The sequence below is a fragment of the Gemmobacter sp. LW-1 genome (genome assembly GCF_001303875.1).
GTDB classification, from domain to species: Bacteria; Pseudomonadota; Alphaproteobacteria; order Rhodobacterales; family Rhodobacteraceae; genus Gemmobacter; species Gemmobacter caeni.
The window spans coordinates 62,108-79,548 of record NZ_LJSC01000045.1 but is presented as its reverse complement, the minus strand read 5'-3'; the positions used below and the strand labels follow the sequence as shown (position 1 = coordinate 79,548).

Here is a 17,441-nt window from a genome sequence, read left to right as displayed (position 1 = left end):
GGGGATATTTGAACCAAGATAAAGACAGGGAGACAAAAATGCGGAAAATCACCATCATCGGCGGTGGGCAATCGGGGCTGCAACTGGGTATCGGGCTGCTGAAGGCCGGGCATCAGGTGCGGATCGTGCAGAACCGGACGGCGGAGGACATCGCCTCGGGCCGGGTGCTGTCGTCGCAATGCATGTTCCATACCGCCGTGCAGAACGAGCGCGATCTGGGCATCGACTTCTGGTCCGACACCTGCCCGCCGGTCGAGGGCATCAGCTTTGCGGTGCCGGCGCCGGATGGATCGGGCAAGGCGGTGGACTGGGCCGGGCGGCTGGATCGCAATGCCTATTCGGTGGACCAGCGCGTGAAGATTCCGCGCTGGATGGCCGAGTTCACGCGGCTGGGCGGCCAGATGGTCATCGCCGACGCCGGGATTGCCGAGCTGGAGCATTATACCCGCACCGACGATCTGGTGATCGTGGCTTCGGGCAAGGGCGAAATCGGCAAGCTGTTCACCCGCGATGAGGTGAAATCGGCCTATGACAAGCCGATGCGGGCGCTGGCGCTGACCTATGTGACCGGCATGACCCCGCGCGCTGACCATTCGGCGGTCTGTTTCAACCTGATCCCCGGTGTGGGCGAGTATTTCGTCTTCCCGGCGCTGACCACCATCGGCCCCTGCGAGATCATGGTGTTCGAGGGTATCCCCGGTGGCCCGATGGATTGCTGGGGCGATGTGAAGACGCCCGAGGCGCATCTGGCGATGTCGAAACAGATCCTTGAAACCTTCCTGCCGTGGGAAGCAGAACGCTGCCGCGACATCGCGCTGACCGATGACAACGGCATCCTTGCCGGGCGGTTCGCGCCGACCGTGCGGCATCCGGTGGCGACACTGCCTTCGGGTCGCAAGGTGCTGGGCCTGGGCGATGCGGTCTGCCTGAACGACCCCATCACCGGGCAGGGGTCCAACAATGCCTCAAAGGCGGCGGCGGTCTATCTGAAGCGCATCCTCGCCCATGGCGACGGCGCCTTTGACGAGACCTGGATGCAGGGCACCTTCGACGCCTATTGGGACTATGCGCAATGGGTGGTGAGCTGGACCAACATGATGCTGCTGCCGCCCCCGCCCTTCATTCTGGAGATCATGGGCACCGCCTGCGCCGAGCCGCGTCTGGCGCAGCGCATTGCCAACGGCTTTGATGATCCGCGCGATTTCTTCCCGTGGTTTGCCGATCCGCAGGCGGCGGGCAGCTATCTGGCGGAACTGAGGGCGGCGTGATGGGTGTGGTTGATACGGACAGCTTTCGCAGCGCCATGGGGCGCTTTCCGGGGGCGGTGACGATTGTCACCGCGCTGGCCGGGGCGGAGCGGCGCGGCATCACCGCAACGGCCGTCTGTTCGGTGACGGCCGAACCGCCCAGCGTGCTGGTCTGTCTGAACCGGGCCACCGGCACCTGCGCGGCGGTGGGCGAGGACGGGCGGTTCAACGTGAACCTTCTGTCAGACGCCGCCGACGCACTGGCGCTGCGTTTTGCGGGGGTGGGTGGCGTGACGGGCGAGGACAAGTTCACCGAAGGCGACTGGCAGGCCGACAGCCGTGGCCTTCCGGTTCTGGCGGATGCGACCGTCTCGCTGTCCTGCGATGTGGCCGAAGTGATGGAGGCGGCAAGCCATATCATCTTCATCGGGCATATCGTCGAGATGCGCAGCGCTGACGGGCCACCCTTGCTCTATGAACAGCGGCGCTTTCACCGGCTTTCGCCGCTGAAATGACAAAGGCGCCCCACGGGGCGCCTTTTCTGTTTCCGGTCCAGACTTCAGGCGAAGCTGCGGCCCTTCGCTGTCAGGCGAAGCTGCGGATCGTGTCGATCGCGCCATCCAGCGCCTTGCCCTCTTCATCCAGCAGCGCTGCCTCGCGCAACCGGCGGGCCCAGTCGGCGGCATCCTCGCGCGCTTCAATCAGCGCGATCCCGGCGAGCACGCGGTCGAATTTCGACTGGCCGCGCGCATGGGTGTCGGAATAGCCCTTCACCAGACGGCGGCATTTCACGATTTCCACCGCCAGATCGTAGTTCCGGCCCATAGCCGCCGTCGCGCGGGAAATCCAGCGCTCCATATGCGCCATCTCTTCGGCATGGCGCAGCGATTTCAGCCGCCAGCCGCGCAGGCCCCCCAGAGTGTAGAGCATCAGGAAGCTGGGTATCGTATCGGTGCGTACGCGGCGGCCCTTGTTGAACCAGCGGTCCAGACGCGCCATCCAGGCCGGGCTGTCCTGCACCTTGCGGCCGATCCCGGCGGGCAGCATCCCGGCAATCTCGGCCGGGCCGGGGTGCATGAATTCGGTCAGATGCATGAGATTGCCGTCTTTCGCACCCATCTCGCGGCGGATGCGGCTGAAGCGCTCGCCGCGGGTCTTGAGATCAGCGACGCGGATCACATCGTCATAGGCCATGGCATTCGCCAGGTATTTCGCGGCCTCGCGGCTGAAGGCATGAGCCTTGTCGGCGCGGTCCTGCCGGACCAGCATCTCCAGACGGTCCAGATAGGCGGCGCCATAGGCGAGATCCTGAAATTCCACCACCTTGCGCAGACCGGGCAGCGCCAGCTCGGCCACCTCAGCGGGCAGGGCCGTGATACGGCCGGTCAGGCGGTTCCATTCGGCCTGAAGTTTGGCACTGCCCTGCGGCACGACCTGCGCATGGTTTTTGGGTGCTGCCACGGGAGCCGGGGCGACACCGGCCTGCGCGGCCTCATAACCCACGGCGAAGGCGCGGAGACTGGCCTCCACCCCTTTGCCGCCTGCACGGATCGCATCCTCGAATGCCTCGCGCGGGAAAGGCAGGGCGCCCGATCCGGCAAGACCGCCGAACAGGCTGGCCGAGATCACCGAACCGACCTTGACCGCCAGCCCTTCGAAATCCGCAAGGATCAGCCGCTGCGCCGCGACTTCGGCCGCCGCGCGCACTTCTTCGGACGAGGCGATGCCATTGCCGGGCACCATCTTTTCCGACACGGCCAGCGCCCGGTGGGTGGAGGCGATCAGCGTCGTGCGGTCCGGCGTGACAAAGCCGCGCATGATGGCGCGTCCGGCCTCCATCATCTCGGCCGAGATCATGATGTCCACATCGCCCGAAGCGGGGGCGAGCGAAAACACCGGCATCGGCCCGCCATTATAGGGTGCCATCTCGACATAGTAGATCGTCGCGCCGGTGCGCTGTGCCACCCCGGCGACCGAGGTCGCCTGCGCCGCATAGCCATTGGCGCGGGCCAGATCCTCGATCCAGCCGGTCAGCACACCGCCGCCCTGGCCACCGACGGCCAGACAGGCGAGCTTGATGATCTGCCCCAGTGCCGGGTCGGGCTGGCGGGGCGCGAGGCTTTGCTGCACGGTCATGCGGTTTCTCCGAAAGTCAGGCGGCTGGCGGCGCGGCGCGATTGCAGCCAGCCGATGACGCGGGCGCGGAAGGCGGCCCAGCGGCTTTCCCATGCGCCGGGATTATGCACCACATCGGCGCGATAGAAGCTGGGGCAAAGCACGGCGGCATCCGCCACCTCGCCGCAGTTGCCGCAGCCGACACAGGTCTGGTCGATGCTGGCGACCGGATCATCGCGCAGGGGATCATCCAGCGTTTTCAGGGACAGCGACGGGCAGCCAGACAGCCGCATGCAGGCGTGGTCGCCGGTGCAGACGGCCTCATCGACACCAAAGCGCGGTGCCTCGACCCGGCGACCTTCCTTGATGGCCTTGGCGCGCAGGGGCTTTTCGCGGCGCTGCTTGTTCAGCATGCATTCCGACGAGGCGACGATGACCTTCGGCCCCTTTTCCTCGGTCGTCAGCGCCTCGATGAACAGCTTCTTCAGCCCGGGCACGTCATAGGTGCGGTTGACCTGCCGCACCCATTTCACCCCCACGCCTTCCAGCGCGCGGGAAATCGGGTTGTTGGTGGCCTTGGTATCGTTCTTCGCCCGAGACGACAGGATGTCCTGCCCGCCGGTCGCGGCGGAATAGTAGTTGTCCACCACCACCGCCACGGAATCCGACTTGTTGAACACCATGTTCCCGATCGACGACGAAAGGCCGTTGTGCCAGAACCCGCCATCGCCCACGATGGACAGCGCGCGGCGTTCGCCACCACCATCAAACGCGGCGTTGGAGGCGGGGCCAAGCCCGTAACCCATGGTCGAGCCGCCCACCTCGAACGGTGGCAGCGAGGCGAACAGGTGACAGCCGATGTCCGCCGTGATCTGCACCTTGCCGGTTTCCTTCTGCGCCAGTTTCAGCGCGGCGAAGATCGGGCGTTCGGGGCAGCCGGTGCAGAAGCCCGGCGGGCGGATCGGCACCGTTTTCGACAGGTCGGGAATGGCGGGCGCGGTGAAGTTCGGCGCACGCACCTGACCGGGCAGCAAATCCTCGGCCTCTTCGCGGAAGAAGGCGGTCAGGCTGTCCAGCAGCACCTGCCCGGTATATTCCCCCGCCATCGGCAGGATGTCCTTGCCATGCAGCCGCACGTTACTTTTGGCGCGGTAGAGATAGGTCGCCAGTTGCTGTTCGATGAATTCGGGCTGGCCTTCCTCGATCACCAGAACGGCGCGCTTGCCCTCGCAGAAATCCAGAAACTCGGACGAGACCAGCGGATAAGTCACGTTCAGCACATATAGCGGCAGTTCGGTCTTGCCGTGCAGATCGGCAAGGCCCAGCCGCTGCAAGGCGCGGATGACGCTGTTGTACATGCCGCCCTGCACCACCAGACCGACCGGGCCCTCCTTGCCGAAACGCTCGTTCAGGCCGCGTTCGCGGATGAATTTTTCGGCGGCGGGCCAGCGCACGTCGATCTTTTCCTGCTCGTGCCGGTAGGTCCACGGCGGCAGAACGACCCGCTGGAAATCGCTTTGCGGATTGGCCAGCGCATCGCGCACCGTCAGGGCAGGCTGCTGGTTGTCACGGGTTTCAAACGTGCCGGTGACGTGGCAGGACCGGATGCGCACGGTCAGCATGACCGGCGTGTTCGACGCCTCTGACAGTTCGAACCCGTCGCCCACCGCCTTGACGATGGAGGGCAGGTTGGGACGCGGGTCCAGCAGCCAGATCTGCGATTTCATCGCAAAGGCATGGCTGCGTTCCTGCATGATCGAGGAACCTTCGCCGTAATCCTCGCCCACGATGACCAGCGCGCCGCCCTTCACGCCGGAATCGCTGAGGTTCGCCAGCGCGTCCGAGGCGACGTTGACGCCGACCGGCCCCTTGAAGGTGACCGCGCCGCGGATCGGGTAATGTACGCTGGCTGCCAGCATTGCCGCCGCTGCGGCCTCGTTAGCATTCGCCTCAAACCGGACGCCCAGTTCGGTCAGCAATTCCTCGGCATCGGCCAGCACATCCATCAGGTGACTGATGGGCGCGCCCTGATAGCCGCCGACATACCCCACGCCATTTTCCAGCAGCGCCTTGGTAATGGCGAGGATGCCTTCGCCCGTGAAGGTCTGGCCGGCGCCCAGCCGCAGATGCTCTACCTCCGCCTTGAAAGACCGTTCGGCCATTCGCGCTCTCCGTTCTTACTTGGAAGGTTCGGTGTTCGACCACAGGACAGGGCCACCGTCCTTTTCATAGGCCATGCCCTGCGGGAAGGAGATCAGCTCCATCTGCAAACCCCAGGGCGCATAGAAATACAGGATCGACTGACCCGCCGCCGGGCCTTCGCTGACAGGCAGCGGGCCCATCAGGGTGCGGATGCCACGGGCCTTCAGATCCTCGGCCGCCGCTGCGATGTCATCGACGTAGAAGGCGATGTGATGCCCGCCGATGTCGCTGTTACGCGGCGTGACGGTGGCCTGATCCGGTGCGGTATACTTGAATAGCTCGATGTTGGAGCCGAAGCCGCAGCGCAGAAGCGTGATCTGTTCGATCACCGCGCGCGGATCGACGTTCAGCAGATCCTGCATGAAAGAGCCGGTATCGTCACGGAACGGGCCGAAGGACATTGCCTTCTGGCAGCCCAGAACATCGGTGAAAAAGGTCTCTGCCTCTGCCAGATCTGGCACCGTCAGGCCGATATGGTTGATCCCACGCATGCCGGGCAGGGGATCGGCGCTGGCTGAAGCCGCGACAAGCGCGGCAGAGACGACGGCGAGAGCGGCGAATTTCATTCCTAACTTCTCCTGTCGGGTGAACGGGCCGCTTCTTCGGGCAGCCTCAGAATTCGTGTTTGCGGATGTTCGCCAGTATCTGCTGAAGTGTGGCGACAAACGCGCGGCGGTCCTTGTCGGGGATGCCGCGAAACAGGTTGCGTTCCGCCTCGACCATATGGGGCCAGAGGCTGTCGAAGGCGGCGCGACCTGCATCGGTGATGAAGATGCGGGTGGCGCGGCTGTCCTGCGGGTCGGCCTCGCGCCGCACCAGCCCTTCGGTGGCAAGCTGGTCCAGTGCCCGCGACAGCGTGCTTTGTTCGGTGACGGTGTAGACCGCCAGATCGCGGATCACCGGCCCGTCCACCACCGCCAGCGAAGCCAGAACCCGTGCCTTCGGCGTCGTCAGACCCAGTGCCGCCATTTCGTCGCGGAAGCCCGCGTTATACCGGCCCATGATCCGGTTCATCAGATAGGGCGCGAAGTTGGTCAGCCCGATCTCGCCCAGCCGGGGAAGGGTTTCATCATCACTCATGCACCAAGCCTCTTTGCCGCGTTGAACCCCGATCCGCCGCCAAGGCCGGGTCCGGGATGTGTCGAGGCTCCGATATGATGGAGTCCCTTGATGGGGCAAGCGCCAGGGCTGTGCGCGAAGGGGCGCCAGAGGAAGAACTGGTCGATGGTGCAGCTTCCGCCATAGGGATCGCCACCGACGAGGTTCATGTTCATCGCCTGAAGATCGGCGGGGGAATAGGCGCGGCGCGCCAGCTTGATCGCGGCGAAATCCTTGATGTGACGCGAGAGGATCGCCTCGATCCGGTCGGCAAAAGCTTCGCGGGTTGCCTCGGTCCAGTCGGCCCCGGTGGTGATTTCCCCCGCCGCATCGCCCTTGATGACGCGCGGTGCGTCGGGGATTTGCAGCCAGAGCACCGCCTTGCCATCCGGGCAGCGGCTCGGGTCCAGTTGCGAGGGTTGGCCCACGCAGATCGTGGGCACGGCGGGCAGCAGTCCGCGCTCTGCCTCGTTGGCCGACCGCGATACCGCGTCGATCCCGTCGCTGAGGTGGATCAGCGCGACCTGATCCAGACCGGGCGTGCGCCATTCCGGCGCGCGGTCCAGCGCGAAATGCAGTTGGAAATCGCCGCGCCCATGTCGGAAGGCGCGGGTGGCCTCGGCCTCGGCGGGCGGGGCGTCCAGCAGGCGGCCCCAAAGCTGCGACGGCGTGACCGAGGCGAGCACGTTCTTCGCCGCGATCTCCTCGCCGTCCGCCAGCCGCACGCCGGTTGCGCGGCCGTTGGCAGTGAGGATGCGGGCCACGTCAGCGCCGGTGCGGAGCGTGCCGCCCTTTTCCTCGATCAGCTTGCGGAATGCCTCGGCCGCCTGTCCGGCGCCGCCCTTCACGATGGGGGCGCCCGCAGCTTCCAGAGCGAATGCGATGACCTTGCCCATCTGGGCGGAATAGGCGCTTTCCGGGGTCAGGCCGCAATGCAGCACCCAGGGCGCCCAAAGCGCCTGCACCAGCGGGCTTTGATACTGCGTTTCCAGCCAGCCACGCGCCGGAGCAAGGGCGCTGCCGAACCATGCGGCCATGCCCTTCAGCCCGCGCCGCCGTACCTGACCGAACATCAGCTTTAGCGTGGGCCAGGACCACAGATCACCGCCCAGCAGCGAGAACAGGAAGGGTGCATCGGCCTCGATCGCGCCGACATCAGTACCATGGCGCGTGCCGTCACCCGGCGCCAGGGCGTTGAAACGGCGGATATTCTCGGCCCGGTCCATCGCCAGCACCAGCGCCTCTCCATCGGGGCGCAGCACGGCGGTCGGGTGCGGGGAATGGCAATAGTCCATCCCGTGCCGGGCAAGGTGGGGGCCAAGCGCGGCCCCCGCCGGGGATGTCATGAACAGAACGAAAGTGGCGGCCATCACGTCATGGCTGAAACCGGGGATCAGTTCGTCTGTGCGCAGGCAGCCGCCGATGCGGTCCTCGCGTTCCAGCATCAGCACCTTGTCGCCCTTCAGCGACAGCAGCGCCGCCGCGACCAGCGCATTGATGCCCGATCCGATAATGACATGATCGACCGCCATGGCGTTACGCCTTCGGCACCAGCGCCAGCGCGCGGATAGGCGAGCCGGTTCCGTTCTTGATCTTCAGCGGCGCGGCAATCAGGATCGCGCCTTTCGCCGGCAGCTTGTCAAGTTTGGCAAGCGAGGCGAGGCCGAAACGGTTGTTCTTGTGCAGCAGGTTATGCGCCGGGAAGGGCGGGTTCATGCCACCGGCCTGACCCGCATCGGTGCCGATGCACTGGCTGCCCCAGCCGACGATGCCCTTGGCGATCAGATAGTCGATGACCTCGGCGGTCGGTCCCGGCGTATGCGGGCCGGTCGCATCGGCATTGAGGAACTTCGCCTCGTCATCTGCGAAACGATCCCAGTCAGACCGCAGCACGACCCATTCGCCTGCCTTGATCTCGCCATGGGTGGCCTCCCAGGCCTTCACATGGTCGATGGTCAGCAGGAAGTCGGGGTTTTCGGCGCATTCCTTGCTGAAATCCAGCACGTTGACCGGCGCGATGAGGCGCTGCACGTCCAGCGTGTCGGTATAGCCGTCGGAATAATCCTTGCCCGTAATCCAGTGATGCGGCGCATCGAAATGGGTGCCGCTGTGCTCGCCCAGTTCCAGCCAGTTCCAAGCCCAGAACGGCCCGTCCTGATCATATTCGCTGATGCGGTGAATCTTGATCGGGGGCGTATCCTTGGCCAGTTCCGGCGGCAATTTCAGAAGCGGGGTTTCCGGGCCCAGCACGCCCGAGCAATCCACAACGTCGATCCCGCCCGACAGAATCATTTGGCCGAGCTGGCCCAGAAGAGCCTGAGAAGTCATCGCTATCTCCCTGAATGGCGACCGCATCTGGCGGCGGTCATCGCATGAGAATCACTCTAGACAGATTTACATGCATTTGCAAATATCATTGTCAGACAGGGAGCAAAGAACGATGGCGGAAAGCCTCGATGTCATTCTGGTCGGCGCGGGTCACAACGCGCTGGCCGCAGCCGTGCATATGGCGGCTAAAGGTTGGAAAGTCGGCGTCTTTGAGCAGGCGCCGATGGCTGGTGGAGCTGTAAAGACCGGCGAGTATACGCTGCCGGGGTTCCGGCATGACTGGGCGGCGATGAACCTGTCACTGTTCGCAGGCTCTGCCTTCTTCAAGCAATACGGCGCGGAATTGCAGGGCCATGGTCTTGAATTCGTGCCAGTTTCGCGGCCCTTCGCCTCGGCCTTCCCGGATGGGACATGGCTGGGCGTCAGCACCGATATGGCGCAGACGCTGGCGCGGATCGGGGCGGAATCGCCTGCTGACGCAAAGCGATGGGAAGAGCTTGTGGCCGGTTTCGGGGCTGAGGCGCCGCATCTGTTCGGTCTGCTTGGTCGTCGCATGAATATGTATGCACTTGCATCGTTCATGTTCAAAACGATTCGCGCCAAGGGTGTCGGCGGCACGCTGGACATGGGGCGCTTTCTGCTGGAAAGCCCGCGCCGCTGGCTGGACCGCACCTTTGACTCGCCCAAGGTGCGGGCGATGCTGGGCGCCTGGGGCATGCATCTGGATTTCGCCCCCGATGTGTCGGGCGGTGCGCTGTTCCCCTATCTGGAGGGGATGGCGGGTCAGGCCTTCGGGATGGTGCTGGGGCGCGGCGGGGCGGATACGATCATCCGTGCCATGGTGGCGATGATTCGTGCCAAAGGCGGTATCGTGGAAACCGGCGCCCGTGTTGCGCGGATTGATCATCAGGGCGGCAAGGCGACCGGCATCACGCTGGCGGACGGTCGTCGCTTCACCGCGTCGCGGGCGGTGGTCGCCGGGGTGGCGCCGCGCGCCTTGCCTAAGCTGACCGGCGGCACCGAGCCGGGCTTTGACCGGGCGATGGCCGATTACGCCCATGCGCCGGGCACGATGATGATCCATATCGCTGCCAGTGACCTGCCTGACTGGGCAGCGGGCGGCGCGCTGCGTGATTTCGCCTATGTGCATCTGGCGCCTTCGCTTGATCAGATGGCGCGGACCTACCAACAGGCGCAGGCGGGGCTTCTGCCGGATGAGCCAATCCTCGTGGTGGGCCAGCCGACCGGGCAAGACCCGACCCGTGCACCGGCGGGCAAACATGTGATCTGGCTTCAGGTCCGCATGGCGCCGGGCACCATCCGGGGCGACGCCAAGGGTGAGATCGCCGCGACCGACTGGGCCACGGCGGCGGAACCCTTTGCCGAGCGTGCGCTGGACATCCTTGAACGCTATGCGCCGGGCTTCCGGTCAAAGATTCTCGCGCGCCGCATCGTCACCCCGGCCGAACTGGAGGCGGAAAACCCCAATCTGGTCGGCGGCGATCAGATTTGCGGCAGCCAGCACCTGAGTCAGAACTTCCTCTTCCGCCCCGTCCGATCCCATGCGGACGGGTCAACTCCGATCCGGAACCTGTTCCTTACCGGCGCGGCCGTCTGGCCCGGCGCGGGAACCGGGGCCGGATCGGGCTTTCTTCTGGCACAGAAACTCGCCGGAAAATAACGACATAAAAACAATAACAAAGCCATCAACCAACAGGGAAAACCATGAATCTCAACCGTCGCAGCCTTTTGAAGCTTTCCGCCGCCGGGGCAGCGCTTTCGCTGACCGGCCTTCCCGCGCTGGCCGCCATCGATGAACTGGTGATCGCCTATAACGTCACTCTGCCAAGCTGGGACCCGACCGTCGGCCCCTCGGCGGTGAACCCGACGATCCAGGGCATCTACCAGTCGGTGTTCGACCAGTACATCCTGCAACAGCCCGACCTCAGCCCCGCCCCCGGCCTGCTGACGGAATGGGGCTGGAACGACGACCGCACGCAGGTCTGGATGACCGTGCGCGAGGGCGTGAAATGGCATGACGGGTCCGATTTCACCGCCGAGGACGTGGCCTGGAGCCTCGCCCGTGTGGCGAACCCCGATACCGGCTCGCCCATCCAGTTCGTCTGGGGCACGCTGAAGAACCACCGGGTCGAGGGCAACAAGGTCATCGCCGATGTGGCGCAGTTCGACCCGACGATCTTCAAGTGGATGTACTTCCTGACCGGCTATGTGCTGCCGAAAGCCTACTACGAAAAGGTCGGCGCCGAGGGCTTCGAGGCCGCGCCGATCGGGACCGGCCCCTATATGGTCGAGAAATTCGAGCGCAACGCCTATGTCCGCCTGAAAGCGAATGAGGCCTATTGGGGTGGCGCGCCCGAGTTCAAGACGGTGACGATCAAGTTCGTGACCGATTCCGCCGCCCGCGTGGCCGAGGTGGAATCGGGCAATGCCCACGTCACGCTGGAAATGCCCTATGAGGAATATGACCGGCTGAAGAACGGCCCGCTGGCCGGGGTTGCGACGCCGGTTTCCGATATCGGAATGATCTTCCTCAACGATATCGACGTGATGCTGGACCCGAATGTCCGCAAGGCCGCCGCACTGGCCATTGACAAGCAAACCATCATCGACCGGCTGCTTTCGGGCTATGGCGTTGCCATCGACACGCTGCAAACCCCGGAATACGAGGCCTATGACCCCTCCATCAAGGTTGGCTACGACCCGGAGAAGGCGAAGGAACTGCTGGCGGCCTCGGGCTACAGCCCGGAGAATCCGGTGAAGTTCAAGATCCAGACCACCAAGGGCTTCAAGCCGAAGGATTACGAGATGGTGCAGGCCATCGTCGGCCTGTGGCGCAAGGTGGGGATCGAGGCGGAGATCGAGGTTTACGAGATCGCCAAGCACTATGAACTGCGCGCCGCCGACCAGCTTGCCCCAGCAGCCTTCTACAACTGGGGCAATTCGGTGGGCGATCCGACCACCTCGACCGGCTTTGCGATGTTCGGCCCCTCGCCGCATTCGGTTTGGGATGGCGCCGATCTGATCGAGAAGATTGCGCCGCTCTGGGGTGAGGCGGACGAGGCCAAGCGCATCGAAGGCTGGAAAGCGGTGGATCGCTACATCGCCGAAAATGCGCTGGTCATTCCGCTGCTGCAATATGTGCAGCCGATCCTGCATGCGCCGGGTGTCAAGGTTGTGCCCCATGCCTCGGGCGCGCTCTTGCCGCATCTGATGACGCGGGGCTGAGCCGTCGGCCGTGGGGGACTTCACGTCCCCCACACCCCCTGTGGGATATTTGAACCAAGATGAAAGCAGGCCGCGTTCGGGCGTGGGCAGGAGAGGCATGTGTTCTGGCAGAAACTGATCGCGCGGATCGGCACGACGGCGGTGACCCTGATCGGGGTGGCCGTGATCGTCTTCGTCGTTATCCGCGTGGTGCCCGGCAATCCGGTGGCGATGATGCTTCCGCCGGGTGCGACCGAGGCGGATGTGGCGCGGCTGACCGCGCTTTACGGGTTGGACAAATCCATCCCGGCGCAATTCCTGATCTGGGTTCAGGGCGTGCTGCACGGTGATTTCGGCACTTCGATTACCACGCGCCAGCCGGTGCTGGATCTGGTGCTGGGTCGTTTGCCCGCGACGCTGGAGCTTTCGATCATGGCGCTGGTAATGGCGGTGGCCATCGGTGGCACTGCGGCGCTGACCGGCACGCGGTTGCGCGGGACCAGGGCGGAGGGTGCCATCGACGTGGCGAATGGCATGGCGCTTTCGGTGCCGGATTTCCTGTGGGGACTGGCCCTGATCCTGCTGTTCGGGGTGTTGATGCCGGTCTTCCATATCTCGGGGCGCGTCACGCCCTCGCTGGAACTGCCGTTCACGACCGGGTTTTACCTGTTCGAAAGCCTGTTCCGGCTGCGCTTTGACCTCTGGGCCGACATCGTGAGCCATATGCTGATGCCCGCGCTGGCGCTGGCCATTCCGCTGGCGGCGATCATCGGGCAGTTGCTGAAGCAGAGCCTGAAGGAAACCATGCATCTCGATTACGTCACGCTGAGCCGCACCAAGGGCTATGGCGAGAACCACGTCATCACGCGTGAGGCGTTGCCCAATGCCATCCTGCCGACGCTGACGCTGGTCGGCGTGCAGTTCACCTTCCTGATCGGCGGCACGGTGATCGTGGAGCGGCTGTTTTCCTATGAAGGTCTGGGCAACATGGCGATTGATGCGGTGATCAACCGCGATCTGCCGCTGATCCAGGGCATCGTGATCCTGTTCGCGGTCATCTTCACCGCCGTCAATCTGGTGGTGGATCTGCTTTACACCGTGCTGAACCCGAGGTTGCGTCATGGCTGATCTGACCGATGGCCGCGGTGCGGTGAAGCGCCGGATCGGAACGCGGCTCTGGCTGGCGGGGGGCTGGCTAGCGCTGCTGCTGCTCGCGGCGGTGTTCGCGCCACTGGTGGCGCCGCAAGACCCGTTGGCGCAGGATCTGTTCCTGACCCGTCTGCCCCCGTTCTGGGAAAAGGGCGCCGAGGCTGGTTACTGGCTGGGCACTGACAGCCTTGGCCGCGATGTGCTGAGCCGGATCATCTATGGCGCGCGTCTGGCGCTGGTGGTGGCGCTGGTGGCGGGCAGCATCACCTGTATCATAGGTTCGGCTCTCGGGCTGATGGCCGGGTTCCTGCGGGGCTGGGTCGATCTGGTGATCTCGCGCCTCATTGACATCTGGATGGCCTTTCCGCCGGTGCTGTTCTCGATCCTGCTGATTGCGGTGATCGGGCCAGGGCTGCATTCGATCATCCTTGCCATCGTCATCATCGACTGGACCCGTTTCGCCCGTGTGGTGCGGGCCGAAGCCATGGCGCAGGGGGCGATGGATTACGTCGCCTCGGCGCAGGTGGCGGGGCGCGGGCGCATCGGCACCATGCTGCGGGAAATCCTGCCTAATGTGCTGCCGACCATCGTGGTGCTGCTGACGCTGGAAATGGGCATTGCGGTGATCGTCGAGGCGATCCTGAGCTTCGTGAACCTGTCGATTTCCACCGACGATCCCACATGGGGCGGCATGATCGCCGAGGGCCGCGCCAGCGTTTATCAGGCGTGGTGGGTGCTGGTTTTCCCGCTGATCACGCTGTTCCTCACCGTTCTGGCCTTCTCGCAACTGGGCGAGGGGCTGAAGGACCGCTTTGACCCGGTGCTGCGATGAGCTTTCTGTCTGTGAAGAACCTGACGCTGCGCCTGCGCGACAACCGTGCGCCGCTGTTGCGCGATGTCTCGCTGGAGGTCAGCGCGGGCGAGGTGCACGGGCTGGTGGGCGAGAGCGGTGCGGGGAAAAGCATGATCGGCAAGGCCGTTCTGGGCATCCTGCCGCGCGCGGTAGAGATCGCGGGCGGCGAGATCTGGCTGGATGGCGTGGATCTGCTGGCGCTGCCGCCTGCTGCGCGGCGCAAGCGGGTGGGCGGATTGGCCGCGCTGATCCCGCAAGACCCGCTGACCGCGCTGAACCCCTCGCGCCGGATCGGGCCGCAGATTACCGACCGGCTGGTCGATATTCTGGGCTGGAAACGGGCCGAGGCGGAGGCGCGCGCGCTGGATCTGCTGGGCGAGGTGCAGATCAATGATCCGGCACGCGTGATGCGGCAGTATCCGCACGAGCTTTCGGGCGGAATGCGGCAGCGTATCCTGATCGCCAGCGCCTTCGCGGCAGAGCCCAAGCTGATTGTAGCCGACGAGCCGACCACCGCGCTGGATGTGACGGTGCAAAAGCAGATCCTGCGCCTGATCGCGGGAATGCAGGCCCGGCATGGCACGGCGCTTCTGTTCGTGACGCATGATCTTGGCGTGGTTTCGAAGGTCTGTCAGAGCCTGTCGGTGCTTTATGCTGGCCGCATTCTGGAACAGAGCACGGTGCGCGATTTCTTTGCCGCGCCTTCGCATCCTTATTCGGCCGCATTGCTGGGGGCGACGCCAAAATACACCGATCCCGAAGGGTCGCTGACCCCGGTGCCGGAGGCCATCATCGCCGGCCTGCGGGCCGAAATCGCCGCTTATGACGAGGCGCATCATGGCTGAGCTTTACACGGTGGAAAATCTGCGCCTCTCGCTGGCCGATATGACGCGAAAACCTTTGCTGGGCGTGGCTCCGCGGATCGAGGTGCTTCGGGGGCTGAGCTTTTCAATCGCCAAGGGCGAGATCATCGGTATTGTCGGCGGCTCCGGCTCCGGAAAATCGACGCTGGGTCGGGCTCTGATCCGGCTTCTGGAACCCTCGGGCGGCAGCATCCGCTTCGACGGGCAGGACATTACTCATCTGGGAGAGGAGGCGCTGCGCCCGCACCGGCGGCGGTTCCAGATGATCTTTCAGGACCCGATGTCGAGCCTGAATCCCCGGCATCGGGTCGGCCAGATCATCGCAGGCCCCTTGCGCCTGCACGGGTTCGACCGGGTAGAGGCGCGGGTGATGCAGGCGCTGGATCACGTCGGCCTGCCGCGCGGCTTTGCGCAGCGCTATCCGCACGAACTGTCAGGCGGGCAGCGGCAGCGCGTCGGGATCGCCCGTGCCATCGCGCTGGAGCCGGAGTTCATTCTGGCCGATGAAATCGTCTCGGGGCTGGACGTTTCGAGCCAGGCGCAGGTCTTGCGGCTGCTGGAGAATCTGGTGCGCGAACTTGGGCTGACACTGGCCTTTATCAGCCATGACCTGAGCGTGATCCGCAGACTCTGTCACCGCATCATGGTGCTGTATCGCGGCGAGATCGTGGAACTGCGGCAGACCGCCGAACTGTTTGCCGATCCGCAGGCGGCCTATACTCGCGAACTGCTTGAGGCAATTCCGCTGCCCGACCCGGATCAGCGGTGGATCTGAAACGAAAAACCCCCGCNNNNCAGGCGGGGGCATACTGGTTACAAACCCGTTCCGATCAGGGCAGGCGTTTGGCCACCGTATCGGCAAAGGCGTCGACCAGCGCCTTGTAGTGTTCGGGGGCGTCGGTCATGCTGGTGATCGCAACGGCGCCTTCGGGCAGGAAGCTGTTCACCATTTCCAGCGACACGGCGATTTCATAGGCGTCCATGTTGGTGCCTTCTGCATCGTGGAGACGGACCATGCCTTTCAGCACGGAATCCTGCGCGCCGACAGCGGTCTGAAAGCTGTTGGCCAGGGAAACTTCGTCGATGTCGACACCGACGGTCAGCCCGTTGTCGGCCACGCGGTCCTGAATGCGGGCAAGGATGGCCGATTGCAGATCGTTGGCCAGATTGCCGTAATATTCAGCCGCTTTCGGATTGGCGATTGCGGCGACATCGGTTTCAACCTCGACCGCCTTGATCGGCTTGGCGTCAGCCAGAGCCATGCCGGAAACCGGCAGGGCCAGAGCGGTGGACAGGGCGAGAATATGGAACACTTTCATTGTCAACCTCATGATAAAGCGCAGAAATTTCTTTCCTGCCTTCTGGTGTGACAACGCGCGTTCGTCGATCCCGGTTCCAGAAAAATCGCGAAATATCGATTCTGCCGGGGTGCGGCGCAGGCAGCCATGTAATTGGGAGAAGTAAAAAGGGGGCCGAAGCCCCCTTCTTGAGATCCTCTCCGCAGCACCTTTCAGGCGCGCAGGGTTTCCGTGGATGAGAAGAACATCGCCTGGCTGACGGCCGAGCGCACCTGCGTTTCCGAGAATGGCTTGGTAATCAGGAAGGCGGGTTCCGGCCGCTCGCCGGTCAGCAACCGTTCGGGGAAGGCGGTGATGAAGATAACTGGCATTTGTTCACCCGAGGCGAGGATTTCGTTCACCGCGTCGATCCCCGACGAATTGTCGGCAAGCTGGATATCCGCAAGGATCAGATCCGGCTGGATGCGGGCAGCAAGGGCCACGGCCTCGGTCCGGGTGCGGGCGATGCCGGTGACCTCGTGCCCGCAATCAGTGACGATATCCTTGATGTCCATGGCGATGATCGCCTCATCTTCGATGATCATCACGCGGCCCGAGACAGAGTTTTCCATTTCGCGCAGGGCAATGGCGACCAGTTCGGCCGCTTCCTTCGCAGAGACGCGCAGGATGCTGCCGATTTCATCGGCCGAAAAGCCCTCGATCACCGACAGCAGCAGCGCCTCGCGCGAATTCGGGGTCAGGTCGCGCATATGGCGCTGCGCCCGTTCGGCGAGCGGGCTGTCCGCCTCGCCCACCGGCGCACCTGCACTGGCCCAGACGAGGTGAAAAACATGGAACAGCGCGACTTTCACACTGGAGGCGGATTCCAGCGGCGACAGGTCTTCAAGCAGGGTTTCCAGCGTGGCGGCGGCGAAACGGTCGCCGCTGGTCTGGCTTCCGGTCAGGGCGCGCGCATAGCGGCGCAGATAGGGCAGGCTGCCCCCTACCGCCGCGGCGAGATCGGTTTTTGCCAGGTCAGTCATTCAATGCTCCCCAATGTGACAAGCAGTTGCTTTTTTCGGGA

At 64.4% G+C, this 17,441-nt stretch carries 16 protein-coding genes; 8 read left to right on the top strand and 8 right to left on the bottom strand.

Annotated features, from left to right (window positions below):
- The first annotated feature begins 38 nt into the window (after positions 1–38).
- Complete coding sequence (locus tag AO684_RS12845; RefSeq protein ID WP_054303144.1) at positions 39–1,268, top strand: styrene monooxygenase/indole monooxygenase family protein; 1,230 nt, start codon at positions 39–41, stop codon at positions 1,266–1,268.
- A complete protein-coding gene (locus tag AO684_RS12840) occupies positions 1,268–1,762 on the top strand; it encodes a flavin reductase family protein (protein WP_054303143.1) in 495 nt (164 codons plus the stop codon). The genes AO684_RS12845 and AO684_RS12840 overlap by 1 nt, the downstream gene beginning before the upstream one ends.
- 70 nt (positions 1,763–1,832) lie before the next feature.
- On the opposite strand, the gene AO684_RS12835 is transcribed toward AO684_RS12840, so the two are convergent.
- From AO684_RS12835 to AO684_RS12810, 6 genes are read right to left on the bottom strand one after another with little or no spacing between them, the layout of a single operon-like run.
- Complete coding sequence (locus AO684_RS12835) at positions 1,833–3,383, bottom strand: indolepyruvate oxidoreductase subunit beta family protein (protein WP_054303142.1); 1,551 nt, start codon at positions 3,381–3,383, stop codon at positions 1,833–1,835.
- Complete coding sequence (locus tag AO684_RS12830; RefSeq protein ID WP_054303141.1) at positions 3,380–5,524, bottom strand: indolepyruvate ferredoxin oxidoreductase subunit alpha; 2,145 nt, start codon at positions 5,522–5,524, stop codon at positions 3,380–3,382. The genes AO684_RS12835 and AO684_RS12830 overlap by 4 nt, the downstream gene beginning before the upstream one ends.
- A gap of 15 nt (positions 5,525–5,539) precedes the next feature.
- Positions 5,540–6,130, bottom strand: a complete 591-nt coding sequence (locus tag AO684_RS12825) for a VOC family protein (protein ID WP_054303140.1) — start codon at positions 6,128–6,130, stop codon at positions 5,540–5,542.
- 46 nt (positions 6,131–6,176) lie between these two features.
- Entirely contained in the window at positions 6,177–6,644 is a 468-nt protein-coding gene (locus AO684_RS12820) for a MarR family winged helix-turn-helix transcriptional regulator (RefSeq protein ID WP_054303139.1), read from the bottom strand.
- On the bottom strand, positions 6,641–8,194 hold the full coding sequence (locus AO684_RS12815) for an NAD(P)/FAD-dependent oxidoreductase (RefSeq protein ID WP_054303138.1): 1,554 nt from the start codon (positions 8,192–8,194) through the stop codon (positions 6,641–6,643). The genes AO684_RS12820 and AO684_RS12815 overlap by 4 nt, the downstream gene beginning before the upstream one ends.
- Positions 8,195–8,198: 4 nt before the next feature.
- Positions 8,199–8,990: a cyclase family protein gene (locus AO684_RS12810; protein ID WP_054303137.1), complete on the bottom strand. Its 792-nt coding sequence runs from the start codon at positions 8,988–8,990 to the stop codon at positions 8,199–8,201.
- Between the two features lie 112 nt (positions 8,991–9,102).
- Between AO684_RS12810 and AO684_RS12805 the strand changes: the two genes are divergently transcribed.
- From AO684_RS12805 to AO684_RS12780, 6 genes are all read left to right on the top strand, one after another.
- Positions 9,103–10,671, top strand: coding sequence for an NAD(P)/FAD-dependent oxidoreductase (locus tag AO684_RS12805; RefSeq protein ID WP_054303136.1), 1,569 nt, complete (start codon positions 9,103–9,105; stop codon positions 10,669–10,671).
- Positions 10,672–10,715: 44 nt separating this feature from the next.
- Entirely contained in the window at positions 10,716–12,236 is a 1,521-nt protein-coding gene (locus AO684_RS12800; RefSeq protein ID WP_054303135.1) for an ABC transporter substrate-binding protein, read from the top strand.
- Positions 12,237–12,335: 99 nt separating this feature from the next.
- Positions 12,336–13,343, top strand: coding sequence for an ABC transporter permease (locus AO684_RS12795; protein ID WP_054303134.1), 1,008 nt, complete (start codon positions 12,336–12,338; stop codon positions 13,341–13,343).
- Positions 13,336–14,196 (top strand): ABC transporter permease, encoded by an 861-nt coding sequence (locus AO684_RS12790; protein WP_054303133.1) that lies wholly within the window; start codon positions 13,336–13,338, stop codon positions 14,194–14,196. The genes AO684_RS12795 and AO684_RS12790 overlap by 8 nt, the downstream gene beginning before the upstream one ends.
- The gene (locus tag AO684_RS12785) at positions 14,193–15,062 is read left to right on the top strand and encodes an ABC transporter ATP-binding protein (RefSeq protein WP_054303132.1); all 870 of its coding nucleotides are present in this window, start codon (positions 14,193–14,195) and stop codon (positions 15,060–15,062) included. Before AO684_RS12790 ends, AO684_RS12785 begins: the two co-directional genes overlap by 4 nt.
- Positions 15,055–15,855, top strand: coding sequence for an ATP-binding cassette domain-containing protein (locus tag AO684_RS12780; protein WP_054303131.1), 801 nt, complete (start codon positions 15,055–15,057; stop codon positions 15,853–15,855). The genes AO684_RS12785 and AO684_RS12780 overlap by 8 nt, the downstream gene beginning before the upstream one ends.
- A gap of 55 nt (positions 15,856–15,910) precedes the next feature.
- Here AO684_RS12780 and AO684_RS12775 read toward each other — a convergent pair whose 3' ends face one another.
- Both AO684_RS12775 and AO684_RS12770 read right to left on the bottom strand, forming a co-directional pair.
- Positions 15,911–16,399, bottom strand: a complete 489-nt coding sequence (locus AO684_RS12775; protein ID WP_054303130.1) for a hypothetical protein — start codon at positions 16,397–16,399, stop codon at positions 15,911–15,913.
- 191 nt (positions 16,400–16,590) lie between these two features.
- Positions 16,591–17,400, bottom strand: a complete 810-nt coding sequence (locus tag AO684_RS12770) for a response regulator (RefSeq protein WP_054303129.1) — start codon at positions 17,398–17,400, stop codon at positions 16,591–16,593.
- Positions 17,401–17,441: the final 41 nt, after the last annotated feature.